Consider the following 14,105-nt stretch of genomic DNA (forward strand, 5'->3'; position numbering starts at 1 on the left):
TCAGTTGTCTCTTGTGCTTTATTACAACGAAAGGTATATCACTTTGTCTAGGAGATTTAATTCATGAAGTACATTATCTCAGGCACCGATCGACCTGACTCCAATACGCTTAAAATTTCTAAACACATTCAATCTGTCTATCAAACTTTGGGTGAACAGGTTGAAATTATCGATTTGAAAGAGCTGAAGAAACATCTGCATGACGACATTCACTACGGAAAAACAACCGATGCGATGAAGCCGTATCTCGATAAAGTTTTGTCGAGTGAAGGCTTGATTGTGGTCTGCCCCGAATACAATGGTTCTATGCCGGGTATCCTCAAATACTTCATCGATCACATGAAGTTTCCGGACTCTTTTGAATTTCGCCCGGTGTGCTTTGTCGGTTTGGGTGGGATGTTTGGAGCACTTCGTCCTGTCGAGCACCTTCAGCAGGTCTTTGGATATCGCAACGCCTATGTTTATCCCGAGCGCGTTTTCATTATGAATGTGGGTAAAATCTTAAATGCAGAAGGGCAAGTGCAAGACGAGTTGATTAAACAATTGCTTGAGAAACAGGCAAAAGGATTTAAAAAGTTCACCGAAGCGCTGGGAGCTTTTAAAATCGACGCCAATGCTCTTATCGAGCAAAAGAAGCTGAAGTAGCTTCGTTCTCGATCAGTTTGCTGTGAATGCGGCCTTCAAAATAGATCAAGCCAAGGATCAAGAGGGCTGCAAGTAACCATTTAGAACGAAATATCGAACTAGGTGCCATAGACTTTATGATCTCAAAGAGCCTGTTTTGAAAGCAACTAAACTTGCTGTAATTAGTCTTTGCGCGTCATTTTTCGCCTCAGTGACAATACAAAAGATCTTATCTACACTTTCGGCCTGTGGATAATTCAGGTCACCCTCATAAAACGAATTCTAATATCCTTATGGTCTCTTTAGGCGCCCTCGGCGTGGTCTTTGGGGACATTGGTACCAGCCCTCTTTACGCTCTTCGTGAATGTTTTGGTGGTGAATATGGTTTGCAGCCCACGCCTGAAAATATCATTGGCATTCTCTCATTGATTTTTTGGACGATGATTATTTTGATTTGTGTGAAGTACATGGCGTTTGTCATGCGTGCAGACAACAAAGGTGAGGGCGGAATTCTTTCTTTGATGGCGTTGGCTGTTCGCAGTCAGCAGCATAAAGACCTGACCCGTCGGCGTTGGCTAATGACGATCATCGGACTTTTCGGAGCGGCTTTGTTATATGGTGACGGAATTATTACGCCGGCCATTTCAGTTCTTTCCGCGATGGAAGGGTTGACGTATGTGGCGCCCAATTTCGAACCCTATATTATTCCTCTCACCATCTTCGTCATCAATGCTTTGTTCCTGATGCAGAAATATGGAACAGGGAAGATCGGCATCATCTTCGGTCCGATTCTCTTATTGTGGTTCACAACGCTCGCGGCGTTGGGAATTCACTCGATGGCGGAAAACACGCATATCTTTGAAGCCCTTTTGCCTCATCATGCCTTAGAGTTTTTTCTGCGCAACGGCTGGCATGGTTTTATCGTTCTGGGATCTGTGGTTCTGGTTGTTACGGGCGGTGAAGCTCTTTACGCGGATATGGGACATTTTGGCAAACGCCCCATTCGTTTGGCGTGGTTTTTTATCGCCTTGCCCGCTTTAACTTTAAACTATTTCGGGCAAGGGGCTTTGCTTCTTAATAACGTGGAAGCTGTCTCCAATCCCTTTTATTTGATGGCACCTAAATGGGCTCTTTTGCCGCTGGTGATCTTGGCGACAACAGCGACCGTGATTGCCTCTCAAGCTTTGATTTCGGGCATTTTTTCTATTACCCGACAGGCTATTCAATTGGGCTTCTGTCCGCGTATTTCCATCGTTCATACCTCTAGTCAGGAAATCGGTCAGATTTATGTCCCGTCCGTCAACTGGTCTCTTTTTATCGGTGTTGTGTGGTTGGTGTTGACCTTTAAATCTTCCTCTCATTTGGCGGCAGCCTATGGGATTGCGGTCACCGGCACCATGGTGATCACGACGATTCTGGCTTTCGAAGTCGCCCGGCAGAAGTGGCATTGGACTTTGTTAAAAGCCTCGGCCATCTTCGGCGGTTTTTTGATTGTCGATCTGGCCTTCTTCGCGGCGAACATTCGTAAAGTGACCCATGGAGGCTGGGTGCCTCTGGTGATTGGCCTTGTGGTGTACATGCTGATGACAACATGGCAGAAGGGCCGTCAGGTTCTTTTCCGTCGTTTGAAAGAACGCTCTATGCCTATAGAGGATTTCTGCCAAAAGATCTTGCGAGAACCCCCTTTGCGAGCGCCAGGGACTGCGATCTATATGTCGGGGGATCCTTGGGGTGTGCCTGTGCCTCTTTTGCATAACTTGAAGCACAACAAGGTGCTGCACCAGCGCGTGGCGATTTTGACCATTCAAACTCGGGAAGTACCTTTTGTATCCAAAAAAGACCGGGTCTCTATTCAAGAAGTCATGCCCAATATGTATCGTATTTTGGCGTACTATGGTTTTATGGAAATCCCTAAGATGAAACACATCTTGGAAGCGTGTCGCTCTAAGGATATTCACTTCAATGTCACCGAAACCACTTTTGTCTTGGGACGCGAAACTATTATCGCCGATAAAACTCCCAACCGAGTGGATGAACCAGGAATGCCGCATTGGCGCGAAAGACTGTTTGCAATTATGGCTAAAAATGCGCAAAGACCGACAGCGTTCTTCCGCATCCCACCTAATCAGGTTATCGAAGTTGGTATTCAGGTCGAGATTTAATCGCCAGAAAGAAGCCGTTCAATCGGCTCTTTTTGTTTCCAGCCGTCTTCATAGCCGATTTCAGTAAGAGTGCGACAGTATTCAGGATCAAAAAGAAGGAAGCTTGCGATCTCGCTGGCGTCCTGTAAGGAACCAAGGCCTCGCAATAAGTACCGTATCATCCGAGGCAGACGCTCCACTTTGTTGGTCGCAATTTCTGAAAAATCTCGCGACGGAGAAATCCACAGATACTCAATCGGCTTGACGGAAAGTGTGGCCTGTTCGCTCTCAGAAAGTTTAAGAATGTTGGAGTTGATTCTTTCTAGTCTTTCGATATCGACTTCTAAACCATCCATCATCACCGCATGCAATAAGACGCTTGCGACCCGTCCGACAGTGGGGGGCTTCACGTCTTCGACATGCTGAGATGTATAACAGACTTCCTGTTTTTTACGAACACCAATGGCAATGAGTTTTTTTGCACCAAGATAAATCGCCGGACCACAAGGGGAGTGATTGCGTATCGACCCATCACCATAGTGTCGACGTTCGATCGTCACCGGGGGAAATAACAGTGGAATGGCGGATGAGGCCAGTAGATGATCTGCAGTAATTTTTGCAGATTCGGACTGTCGGCGGACGCGCTGCCAAGAGGGAGTTTTCGGCGAGCCTTGTACAAAGGTGACTGTCGAAGTCGAAAAATAATCCAAAGCAGAAATGGCCAGCGCCGAAAACATTTCTGCCTCAATGTTCTTTTGAATATTCGCAAAATCACAATGCTCCTTAATCAAATTTCGCAAAGGGCTGGTGTCTAAAAGCGCTCGGCGGTGGGAACGAGGTCGAAGTCCCCCTAAAGAAAGATCAGCCATCCACTTCACCCCGCCAAAAGAAAGTTGCAAAGGATCGGTGACGTAAACCTGATCTGCCGTAACATGGCGCCAAAGGTTCAGAAGCTTCTCGCTGCCCTCTGTAATTCGACACCCTGGTGTTGCGGCTAACATGGTCGCGTTAATCGCGCCAGCACTGACACCCGTAAAATATTTAAAGATGTGTTGAACGCCATTTTTCTGCGCGATCTCTGCCAGTGCCGAGATAACGCCTGCCTGATAAGCGGCGCGAGCTCCTCCACCTGAAAGCACTAGACCTATCGACATAGTTTTCCCCTGTGGAAAACGCTAATCTTTTTACTTTCGAAGTTTAAGAAGATTTCTAGACTTGAAGGAAAATACACAGTGGGGGATACTGTGTATGAACGAGGCACGATACAATCACTCTACGATTTATCGGTTCCATTGAAGGAAATAACACCTCGTAAAAGGACTCCCGAGCGGAGTCCTTTCTATTTTCTTCTGTCACTATTCGACTCCCGGATCACCTTTTTAGCGCTGAGTAAAGTGGTTAACACTGCGGCGGACACGCGCATCCTGCGCTCTGCCGGCTTGGTACCGCGTCGTGCGGCGCCGGAGGTCCGCCTTCTCGTGCTAACCACTTTACTCAGCGCTAAAAAGGTGCACGACGATTGTGTGCAAAAGAATATAGGGCAGGGGTGTGTTGTGATGCGGGTAAGTGAAGAATCTAGAGAGGTAAGTCGGGAAAATATTTGGGAGTCATTGGAGTTGGTCTAGGGAAATGTGAATGGTTTTTTTTTGAGAAGGACGTAAAGTCTGGATTTTGAAAGTCAGTTGAGAGTGATTTATGGATCTAAGTTTTATTCTTCTTGTCGATGGTTGATCTCTTTAAGTAACTGCGAAATAGTTTGTTTGTTCGACAACAGGTAAATACCTTTTTAAGGAGAAAAAATGAAATTTGTGTTGAGTGCATTGTTGGTTCTTGGTGTTGTTTCTGCACAGGCGGCGGATGTTTATAAAATTGATACGAAAGCTTCTACGGTGGCCTGGAAAGGGACTAAGAAGATTGGCAGCTCGCATGATGGTGCGATCGCTGTGAAAGAAGGCGACGTCACTGTCAACAAAGGACAGTTGACTGCGGCGAATATCGTTATCGACATGGCCTCGATCACGAACAATGATGTGAAGGATCCTGAGTACAACAAGAAACTTGTAGGTCATCTGTCTAATGATGATTTCTTTAATGTTCCTAAATTCCCAACATCTACTTTCAAAATCACCAAGGTGACTGCGAAGTCAAAAGACGAAGTGACGGTAAAAGGTGATTTAACAATCAAAGGTGTGACTCAGCCGATTGAATTTCCTGCAAAAGTTGTTGTTGGTAAAGACTCTGTGACGGGTTCTGCGGTCGTTAAAGTAGATCGTACAAAATGGGGCATTAAGTACGGTTCAGGCAATTTCTTTAAAGAACTTGCTGGCGATAAAATTATCAATGACGAATTTGAATTGAGCTTGAATTTGGTTGCGACGAAGTAATCAATTCGATTTTCTCAGTGAAACAAAAGGGCGCATGGAAAAAATGCGCCCTTTTTATTTAAACCTCTTTTCGCTTTTAAGGTCTTTCTCATTCTGCGACGTCGGACTTTCTTTCAATAGTGGTCCTAAATTGTCCTTATCTCAGACCGAGACATGCCAAGTCTTTTATAGGGCATTCTCGATGGCATCCTCCTTGCCTTTATTCATGTTGAGACATTTTTTTGTTTGGAGGGTTCTTATGAAGATCCGTACCTTTAAAGCTTTAACCGTGGCGATGGCAAGTACCTTTATCGTAGGTATGGCAGCGCCGGCTCCGCAAGCACAGGCTTTCACGATGCCGTGGAAGAAAGCAGAAGCGGCTCCTCAGAAGGTCCAAACAATTGTGATTGGTGTCGATGGCTTAAGCTACTTCGCATTCAAGGCGGCGCAACGCGAAGGCCTCTTCAAAGACTTCTCTCAATCCGGTGCTCATGTGGCGCCCTTTCCCTCAATGACAGACTTGTCTTGGGCAACAATCACCCATACCGCGGATATTTTTGGTGATGCAGGCCGGATCAAATCAGTGGAAGCCACTTATTTCGATGACGCCACCCAATCGGTTCAAGGTGATCCTCGCGATTATTATCGCCGTCTTTCTTTTCCTAAATATTACATGGGCGCTTTTGAATATTTCTTTAATCCTTATGTTGAAGCTTTGATGTATTTCCCCACAGAAGAAGTGCCTAAATTAGAAATCAAAACTGTTGTCGACGATCTTATCGCGGCAAAACCGAAACAGTTCCTGACGGGTTATATCGGCGCGATTGATTCCACGGCGCATACGCAAAAGGACCGTCTGTTTCCGGTGATGAGAATTCTCGACGCTGAATTAAAGCGTCTTTTAAAAGCCTATAAAGACAAAGGACAAGATGTTGAAGTCGTTTTGGTTTCCGACCATGGAAATATCGGACGTTTCAGCGAAGGAAAACCCGAGCAGGAACTTGAAGGTGTTAATATCGGTGATGTTATTAAAAGAGCCGGCCTTAACAATGCCCAACAACTGAAAGATGCCAAAGACGTGGCTGTTCCTTTGATGGCTTTGGGAACCTGGGCTCCTATCTATCTTAAAGATCGTAAAAACATGCAGACTTTGATCAACGAGTTCCGTAAAGAGCTTTGGTTCGATCTGGCGGTGACTATCAACCGTAATAACGAAAATGAAACGTTAATGGCCGTGACTTCACAGCAGGGAAGTGCGGTGATTCAATACGACAAAAAGAACAAGCTTTACTATTATTATGCCGAAACCGGCAATGTTCTTCGTCTCGCGCAGGAATTTATTTCGACCAAAGCGGCGCCGAAAGCTATTCAACCCAAAGACCTTGTCAGAGCCTCTGAAAACTCCCTTTACCCTGATGCGATTTATCGTCTGGTGGAATCCGCTTCCGAAAGAAATTTCGACTTCCCGGATTTTATTTTGACCTTGAAAGATGGTTACTACATCAACTCTTCTCTGGGGGCGTTTACCAAAATGTATCGCACCCATGGTTCGTTGACCGCTTCCTCCTCTTACGGGTTGATGGCCTCAAACAAACGTGCCATTCCGGGGCAAATTCGCTCTAAAGATATTCTGCCTTTCCTAGGTATTGAGCCGAAATCTTTGTTCGGTGAAACGTCTCGTCGTTCGGAATTTTCCGCCCCGCAGGCTCTTGCGGATGTGGTGAAAAATGCCACGCGCGGGATCGAGACTGAGGCGAAGAACCTTTCTCAGAAACGCATTTTCCAGCATATTTCGCGATTTGTTTCAGACACGCGTCCTTACTTCATGGTTTCAGAAATGAAAAGTTTTATGGATGCCTTTAAGTTTGATCCGTTCCAGAAGTCTCCGTCGCAGGCCCTGACTCCGATGAGCTTTGATATCAGTAAGTTTGATGTCACAACCATGATCAGTCCTGAAGATATCGGTGCCGTCACGGATGCCGTCTTAACGTCAGGATCTGTTGATAATTTGCTGAATGATCCCCGAGTACAAAAAGTGAAAGAAAAAGTCGGCTTGCTTCAGGACTCAAAAGGAGCAGGGATCGAATGGAAACAAGAAACCAATGCTTCGGGTCTTGAATCCGCAGTGAATCAGTTTAAACAATACATTCTTCCCGCAAAACGCGCGGTCATGAAGATGTACCAAATGCCCTATCTTCTTGAAAAATCCATCGTGGTGCAGGAAAAACCCTATATTCCGGAAACACGGGATCTTGGTTTTGCACGCTCTTGGACGGCTAAAAGAAATGATGTCGTTAAAAGCTTCAAAGCTCTAAATAGCTCAACGGCCAAACAAATGTCGCAAGTTCAAAATCTTTTGAAAGAGGCGATCAAAGAGGCCGAACTTGAAGAACGCGTGTATCCAACGGCGTTGTCGAAGATCTATAATGAAAAACTTGAAGACGTGACGCTTGTCTATGTCCCGGGTATTTATAACAGCATTTTTGACCGGGAAATTTTCAGTTTGGGTTTGAATGCGGTGAGCGACGAAATGGGTGTGCGAGTTATCACTCCCCCTGTGGAAGCGACCTGCGCCAGCGACTACAACGCAGAGATCATTCTTAAGTATCTGCGTGAGGACTTCAAAGCTCGTCAGGCCCGCGGACATAAAGCGCCCCGCTACTTGATTGTGGGTTATTCGAAGGGTGCTGTGGATACACTTCATGCCTTTACGAAGGCGGGTTCCTTTGTCTCGACTTATGTAAAAGGTTTTGTGGCGGTGGCTGCACCTCTGCATGGTTCTAGCATTCTTAACACGACGGATGTTCCGTTCGCCCTCGTTTCGGCATTGTCTGAAAACGACGGTCCTGAAATTTGCAAAACAGAGAAAACGGCGTCAAAATCCATCACGCCGACGGCGATGGAAGCTTTCTGGAGAAAGAATGAATCTTCTTTGATCGGCTTGACTCGGTACTTCTCGGTGACGTTTGAAAGCGATCCGGAAGATTCACATATCTTCATGAAGGCGACAAAAATTCTGGGTCAGTTTGATGAAAGCAACGATGGTGTTGTGACCGTGTCTTCATCAAAATTTCCACAGAAACTGATGGCCTTGGATATGGGAACGATCAAAGCCGATCACTTGGCGGGAATCTTGTCCTCGCGCTTTAATCAAAAGGCCTTTATGAAAGGTCTGGTGCAATCCATGGCTGAACTGAATGTCGGTAACGATAAGGACAATTTGGTGTGGAATGCGCAAGTGATCTTAGCGGAAGCCAATCGCCATCCCTTTAAGACCCAAAGTTATGTGCGTCTCGGTAAGGATAATTTGGCTCGCGTGTATTCATTGAAGGCGGAACATATGCTGGATGTTCTTCCATATGGAAACTCGCATGAGTTGAACCGTCAGCTTATTCCTGCGGTGAATGACCCGGCTTCTTCGTATGAGGTCAAAACGAAGTTGCCAAGCTCGCAGCTTAGTTACGATCCTTATGCCGTGTTGGATGTGCAAAAGCTTCCGGATATTATGGCGGTGAAAAAAGTAACGCCGGCGACCCGTTCGAACATGCCAAATGGCATTAATATCGAATACCACCATAAGAACATGGTTCACTTCCGCATGGATCATCAGTTCAACTATGAGTCTCGTTCACCAGGTGGACTGGATGATAACAAAGATTTCGGTTATATCACAACGGAGTATAATGGTGAGCCTTGGGCTTTGATGAGAAGTGTTAATAACTCTATGCGCATGACTACTTTGGCCTACAGATTTTCGCCAGTGGAGTTTTCAAAAATGAACCTAAAACTGGCTGTGACGAAAGGTGTAAAGGGCGCAGACCCGGTGAAAGGCAAGACGGGTATTGACGACTCTGCCTTCCAGGTGTGGTTCACAATCCGCGTGGGTAAAGCAAACGGAGACCGCACATTAGTCGATCCAAAGAATGACAAAGTAGTTCTTTTCGGTTACTACTGGGGTGACGAGGTTTCTGGCGAAACAAGAAGCGCAGGACAGATTTTTGAAAACTGGTACTCCAACAAAAATATTGTCGTCGCAACATTGCCAGAGGCAAAACAACTTTTGCTGAATAACCAAGATATGCTCGGTAAGGCTCAGAACTTCCAGCGCAACTTGGCGGAAGATTTAGCAAAAGCTTTCCCGGGCGTTTCAGTGGATGAGATGGAGATCGCGGCGATCACAATCCAACACGACTCAAACGACGCGAAAGATTCTTCGGAAGCTTATTTCAAAGGATTGAGCTTCCAACCATAAGGGAAGCTCATGTCGAGTTTTAGAGAGTGGGTCTTAATTCGTGGCATCGTCAGTGAAGAATTTCACTGGTGGGATTTTCTGCCCGAAATGAAGGCCCGCTTCCCGCAAGATCGTCTTCATACGCCGGATATTATCGGTAACGGCAAGTTCTATCACAAAACCACACCGTGGCGAGTGCAGCCAAATATTGAAGGGCTGCGCTCTCAGGTTCCTCAAGATAATAAAAAAATTCTTTTCGGATTTTCTTTAGGTGGCATGCTGTCTTTAGAATGGGCACATGCCTATCCGGACGAGGTGAGGGCTGTGGTTCTGGTGAACTCAAGTTTGAATAATTCCCCGTTCTATCACCGCATGACCTTGGGTGCATTTATCAATATCGCAAGGCTTGCAACCGTACGAGACCCCGTGGTTAAAGAAGAGCGTGTTCTAAAAATGACCAGCGTCCTTCCTGAGGAGCGCATCAAAAAGATTGCTCCAATCTGGGGAGAGCGCAGCCAACAGTATCCTCTGCGTCCAGCAAACTTTTTATCGCAGTTGGCTTTGGCGTCGCAGATTCCGCAACGGCAAAAGCCCGAAGTTCCGGTTCTGGTGTTATCTTCAGAACAAGATCGGGTTGTGCATCCATCGTGCTCAGAGCGTATTGCCAAAACCTGGGACTTGCCGTTGATCAGACATCCCCATGCGGGACACGATCTGTTTTTGGATGATCCCCACTGGATTTTAAATCAGTTAGAAAACTGGCTGGATAAAGAAAAGATTTAAAACTGCAAAAGCCACTGATCAATCGCGGGGGCCAGTTTTTCTGCCACGGTAAACATCCATAGTGCCGTGACCGCCCCAGCAAAGATATCCATCGTCCAGTGCGCTCGTAAGATAAGAACAACCAGCACTTCATAGAGGACGATAAAAACAGCCAACGCCATAAATAGCGGACCACCTAGCGAAGCCACTTCCAAAGCCCCGAAGACGGCCAGCGCGGTATGCCCGGAAAAGAACAAATCATTAGAAACACCATAGGTCACAAATAATGACGGGAAGCCTGGATCTTTCCAGATCATGCCTTCAGGCGCCGGCAAAATCGTAATCGCCTGATTGATCTGACGAAGGGCAAACAAAAAGAACAAACCAAAAAGAGGGCGGATCGAAGGACCGAAAAGAGAAGAGGCAATAAGAAAAAGTCCCAGGGCATCGACGATGAGCGAGCTTGAAATCAACAAGGCTCGCGCGCCCCAAGGGTGATGTTGTAAAACCTTGTTCAGCCTGTCGGTGATTTGATGAAGGGAATCGTAAATCATCCCCCCTGTTTTTTCACGGCGCTGGCCTAATAATTTTTGCGTTAGCAACCAAATCGCCACGGCTGAGGCGGCAAGCAGGCTTTTAATAATCAAACTCATAGTCGATCCTTCAGTTTTCACCATAGCGTATCTGCGATAGTCAGAGAAGCAGAAGTTGTCGATCCCTTAAACGACCCCCGCCAAAATCCGTCTTGATCGGCCCAGAGATGTTTAAAGCTTGCCGTCTCAGTGTGAGATTTGTTTGCGATATCAAGGTATTAGGGGTTGTCCTTGCGTGGCTTTTAACTTGCACAAGTAAAGGGTGATTGAGGTGGATATGAAAGACTCTAAATTTTTAACGATCACTTTGCTTGCGGTAGTAGCGCTCTCTTTCAGCGCCTGTGCTAAAAAGAATTCAGAGTTTGCAGCCCGCTATCAAAAAAACAAAATGGGAGCGACGGTGGTTGACGGTGCAAAAACTCAAGCCGCCGGAGAACAGGCCGCCGCGCAAGGTTTGGAGGCTGATGTTGTGAACGTCACGCGCCACTGGACTCCAGAAGGGCAGCCTGGCCCCCGTGTTGTGATCTCGACGATTCTTATTAACAATCAAGAAATTCCTGTTACGACCGCGCACTCAGGCACGGAACAGGTCAACGGTCGCGTGGATGTTGCTGGCTATGTGGTGGCCTTCCATGCCATGTGCGGTAATTCAAGTTGCAATCCGTATTACGCAACAATGGAAGTCTATAAAAACAACCGCATGGTCATTCAAGAGGGTGTGCGCGTATTCTTTGATAAGCAGACCCCGGCTGATGAAGATCGCTATCAGTGGTTTAAACCCGAAGAGTCTTTACCTCTTATTGGAAGCGGTGGCGTGAGTGATCCGACAGGAATGGTCGGATATTTCAATACGACTCAAGCCGTGCTGGGCTCAAGCCGCATCAAGTAGACTTCTTTTAGAAAATTTAAACTAAAGACGACGGAGAGTTCTTGCGAGATATCTCCGTTTTTCCTTTTTGAATTTCGTTATTCAAGATCTCTGACAGGTGCGTATTTCGGGTTTTTACAATGGCATCGATCTTTAAAAGATAGTCGGCAAGGTGGTAGAAAAGGCGTTCAATTTCAGAGTCCGTTTCAAGCCGCCCTTCCTCCTCTTTGATCTCTTCGGTCAAGCGGTCGACGATAAAAAGAGCCGCATTCAGCGCCACGCCGATCCGGTGAAGATAATCACGCTCCAGGTAAAGCTGACGTTCCGACTCGTCCATAAGACCTCCTCTTCCTCTCAGTATCAAAGGCTCTTACGCGGTGGGCAACTTGTAGCTTTGCACGGCTTGTTCTCGCCGCGTTCAAAAGCTGAATAATTTTCAATGAGGTTTGTGATTTACTCATTCTTAACGGCTGGCCATCCGTGTCTAAAGTCATTTTGGACCCACCAAATTCCACCAAATCGAAATAAAAGGGGTTTTATTTTAAGTTTAAGTTAAGAAATGGTGTTGAAACGGGACTGAAGTCGTGGCACCTTACTTGCTCATTAGGGATCCGTGGCTCCAATTTGGGACCAGTTTGATTCCTTTTTTCAGCCCCGATTATTTGGGAGCCGAAAAAAGAGTGATGTATTTTTTAAATTTAGTTTTTGGATTTTAACAAGAACACAAAACCATTAAGGAAAGGGAAACCAGTGAAAAAACAAATTTTGATGTCACTGATTTTGGGAACTATGGTTACTGTAGCTGCTCATGCAGAAGAGCAAGCACAAAACCAAACAGCGAACACTAGCACTGTAAAAGTGACTGATGTTCAAAACAAAGAAGAACAGAAAAAAGATATCGACGAAGAGATCACGAATGCTCGTATGCGTTCTGAACTTGGTTCGAAATCTCAATGGTCTTTCAAATCAAGCCTTGGCTACAACGGTGGCTCTCTAAAACAGCCATTCGATTCTATCCGTCCTAACTATCGTGCATCTGCTTCTATCGAGTCTTTGACTCAATTGTCTGGTAACGTTGGTGTTAACTACCGTATTTCTAAAGGTGGTAACCTTTCTTTCGGTACTGGTATCGTTGTCATGGATCCTCTTCACGGTGACATCACGAAGGATTTCCAAGATCCTCGCAATGCAAACCGTAAAGTTCGCCGTTCTCAAGTATCTACTCCATACCTTGATTACAGCCACGGTTACCGTGCATTCAACATGCAAATGATCTCTAGCGTGACTTACTCTCACTACACTGAAGAAGACGCTACTGATTACTACAACCTTTTGGGTAACGTATCAGTCAGCCAAACTGTGCTTGCTGATTTCGGTTCTTCTAACTGGTCTGGTGGTGCTTCTATCTCTATCGATAAAGACATCGCTAAAGGTAACATGGACCAAGTTGACGCTCGTTACGACTACGGCGTAGGTTTGTTCCCATTTGCTGAGTACACTTTCAACGACACGTTCTCTTTCAGAACAGTTTTCGGTTACTTCCAATTTGCTAGATACGAAGACTACACTGAAGCAGGTCTTTACCAGCTTGAACCATACCAATCAGTTGGTGTTGGTATCTCTGTAACTCGTGATATCTACGTTTATCCAAACGTACAATTCACTCCTAAAGATATGCGCGACGACCGCACAAACGTAGCTGTATCTGCTAACTTGAACTTGTTCTAATTAGAACAACTCAATAAGAGCGAAAGAAAACCCACGGCCAAAAGCTGTGGGTTTTTTTATTCGGAAACGATGATAAGTCGCAGCGTGCGAAGTTTTCACCGATTCCGAAGTATTACCTGGATTTTTTTGTTTGGTAATTTACCGCAGTGGCTGACCGCCACAGTGGCAGCCAGCGAGGGTCTTAAAGTTTTGCGGTCGCTGACATGGGAAGAAGTGGCAGGGGATCGATAGGTCCGCGGTCTTTGCGAATCTCAAAATGCAAATGAACGCCCGTTGCGCGCCCAGTGCGTCCCATTGCTCCGATAACTTCGCCTTGATGCACTTTTTGCCCTTCAGCCACTAAGATCTTATCGAAATGCGCATAAAGAGTCGCCCAGCCATCACCAGACTCAAGCAAAACCATTTTTCCATAGCCACGGAACTCACGGCCAGCATAGATGACAGTTCCGCCCTGGGCTGCCAAAATAGGCGTTCCTTTTGGCGCGGCCAAATCAATACCTAAATGAGGTCTTTTTTTATTGGGTAAAAAGCCACGAGTCATGCGTGCGCGATCCACAGGCCAATCAAAGGTCAATGCTTGTTGTAGCGTAGGGCTTTGATCAGAAGCCACGGAACGTGCCTGGGTGGTGTTGCCGGGCTTAAGGTATTCGCGCGAAAGTGGCGTGTGGAAAGTCGTGCAAGAGCCCAAAGCTCCCGCGAAGAAAATGCATCCTGCAGATTTAACTAGCTGATTCCATCCTGGTGTCATTCTTCGAGTATACTTAATAACCCCGCGGATCCAAAGCATTATTTTGG

11 protein-coding genes are annotated in these 14,105 nt (G+C 46.1%); 7 read left to right on the forward strand and 4 right to left on the reverse strand.

Annotated features, from left to right (window positions below; translation table 11 throughout):
- Positions 1-63 precede the first annotated feature (63 nt).
- Together OM95_RS06505 and OM95_RS06510 are read left to right on the forward strand one after the other, a co-directional pair.
- Positions 64-645, forward strand: coding sequence for an NAD(P)H-dependent oxidoreductase (locus OM95_RS06505; RefSeq protein WP_041871658.1), 582 nt, complete (start codon positions 64-66; stop codon positions 643-645).
- Between the two features lie 272 nt (positions 646-917).
- A complete protein-coding gene (locus OM95_RS06510) occupies positions 918-2,786 on the forward strand; it encodes a potassium transporter Kup (protein WP_291515715.1) in 1,869 nt (622 codons plus the stop codon).
- Here the strand turns inward: OM95_RS06510 and OM95_RS06515 are convergent.
- The gene (locus OM95_RS06515) at positions 2,783-3,919 is read right to left on the reverse strand and encodes a patatin-like phospholipase family protein (RefSeq protein WP_041871660.1); all 1,137 of its coding nucleotides are present in this window, start codon (positions 3,917-3,919) and stop codon (positions 2,783-2,785) included. The genes OM95_RS06510 and OM95_RS06515 overlap by 4 nt on opposite strands.
- A gap of 645 nt (positions 3,920-4,564) precedes the next feature.
- Here OM95_RS06515 and OM95_RS06525 point away from each other — a divergent pair.
- The 3 genes from OM95_RS06525 (at position 4,565) to OM95_RS06535 (ending at position 10,142) form a co-directional block, all read left to right on the forward strand.
- Complete coding sequence (locus OM95_RS06525) at positions 4,565-5,149, forward strand: YceI family protein (RefSeq protein WP_041871665.1); 585 nt, start codon at positions 4,565-4,567, stop codon at positions 5,147-5,149.
- A 238-nt stretch (positions 5,150-5,387) separates the two neighbouring features.
- The gene (locus tag OM95_RS06530; protein ID WP_291515717.1) at positions 5,388-9,380 is read left to right on the forward strand and encodes an alkaline phosphatase family protein; all 3,993 of its coding nucleotides are present in this window, start codon (positions 5,388-5,390) and stop codon (positions 9,378-9,380) included.
- A 9-nt stretch (positions 9,381-9,389) separates the two neighbouring features.
- Complete coding sequence (locus OM95_RS06535; RefSeq protein WP_041871667.1) at positions 9,390-10,142, forward strand: alpha/beta fold hydrolase; 753 nt, start codon at positions 9,390-9,392, stop codon at positions 10,140-10,142.
- On the opposite strand, the gene OM95_RS06540 is transcribed toward OM95_RS06535, so the two are convergent.
- Positions 10,139-10,774, reverse strand: coding sequence for a phosphatase PAP2-related protein (locus OM95_RS06540; RefSeq protein ID WP_041871668.1), 636 nt, complete (start codon positions 10,772-10,774; stop codon positions 10,139-10,141). The genes OM95_RS06535 and OM95_RS06540 overlap by 4 nt on opposite strands.
- Positions 10,775-10,991: 217 nt before the next feature.
- Between OM95_RS06540 and OM95_RS06545 the strand changes: the two genes are divergently transcribed.
- On the forward strand, positions 10,992-11,603 hold the full coding sequence (locus OM95_RS06545) for a hypothetical protein (RefSeq protein WP_041871670.1): 612 nt from the start codon (positions 10,992-10,994) through the stop codon (positions 11,601-11,603).
- 16 nt (positions 11,604-11,619) lie between these two features.
- Here the strand turns inward: OM95_RS06545 and OM95_RS06550 are convergent, their stop codons facing one another.
- The gene (locus OM95_RS06550; protein ID WP_041871672.1) at positions 11,620-11,919 is read right to left on the reverse strand and encodes a hypothetical protein; all 300 of its coding nucleotides are present in this window, start codon (positions 11,917-11,919) and stop codon (positions 11,620-11,622) included.
- Between the two features lie 431 nt (positions 11,920-12,350).
- Between OM95_RS06550 and OM95_RS06555 the strand changes: the two genes are divergently transcribed.
- Positions 12,351-13,310, forward strand: coding sequence for a hypothetical protein (locus OM95_RS06555; protein ID WP_291515719.1), 960 nt, complete (start codon positions 12,351-12,353; stop codon positions 13,308-13,310).
- A gap of 181 nt (positions 13,311-13,491) precedes the next feature.
- Here the strand turns inward: OM95_RS06555 and OM95_RS06560 are convergent, their stop codons facing one another.
- Entirely contained in the window at positions 13,492-14,058 is a 567-nt protein-coding gene (locus OM95_RS06560; protein ID WP_291515721.1) for a M23 family metallopeptidase, read from the reverse strand.
- Between the last annotated feature and the right edge of the window lie 47 nt (positions 14,059-14,105).

Origin of the sequence: Bdellovibrio sp. ArHS, from assembly GCF_000786105.1 — a bacterium.
Lineage (GTDB): Bacteria > Bdellovibrionota > Bdellovibrionia > Bdellovibrionales > Bdellovibrionaceae > Bdellovibrio.

What these genes read in the sequence shown, in the direction of transcription:
- OM95_RS06535 (WP_041871667.1), top strand. Translation starts at nt 9,390, where the DNA reads ATGTCGAGTTTTAGAGAGTGGGTCTTAATTCGTGGCATCGTCAGTGAA.
- OM95_RS06525 (WP_041871665.1), top strand. Translation starts at nt 4,565, where the DNA reads ATGAAATTTGTGTTGAGTGCATTGTTGGTTCTTGGTGTTGTTTCTGCA.
- OM95_RS06530 (WP_291515717.1), top strand. Translation starts at nt 5,388, where the DNA reads ATGAAGATCCGTACCTTTAAAGCTTTAACCGTGGCGATGGCAAGTACC.
- OM95_RS06560 (WP_291515721.1), bottom strand. Translation starts at nt 14,058, where the DNA reads ATGACACCAGGATGGAATCAGCTAGTTAAATCTGCAGGATGCATTTTC.
- OM95_RS06505 (WP_041871658.1), top strand. Translation starts at nt 64, where the DNA reads ATGAAGTACATTATCTCAGGCACCGATCGACCTGACTCCAATACGCTT.
- OM95_RS06555 (WP_291515719.1), top strand. Translation starts at nt 12,351, where the DNA reads ATGTCACTGATTTTGGGAACTATGGTTACTGTAGCTGCTCATGCAGAA.
- OM95_RS06510 (WP_291515715.1), top strand. Translation starts at nt 918, where the DNA reads ATGGTCTCTTTAGGCGCCCTCGGCGTGGTCTTTGGGGACATTGGTACC.
- OM95_RS06515 (WP_041871660.1), bottom strand. Translation starts at nt 3,919, where the DNA reads ATGTCGATAGGTCTAGTGCTTTCAGGTGGAGGAGCTCGCGCCGCTTAT.
- OM95_RS06545 (WP_041871670.1), top strand. Translation starts at nt 10,992, where the DNA reads ATGAAAGACTCTAAATTTTTAACGATCACTTTGCTTGCGGTAGTAGCG.
- OM95_RS06550 (WP_041871672.1), bottom strand. Translation starts at nt 11,919, where the DNA reads ATGGACGAGTCGGAACGTCAGCTTTACCTGGAGCGTGATTATCTTCAC.
- OM95_RS06540 (WP_041871668.1), bottom strand. Translation starts at nt 10,774, where the DNA reads ATGAGTTTGATTATTAAAAGCCTGCTTGCCGCCTCAGCCGTGGCGATT.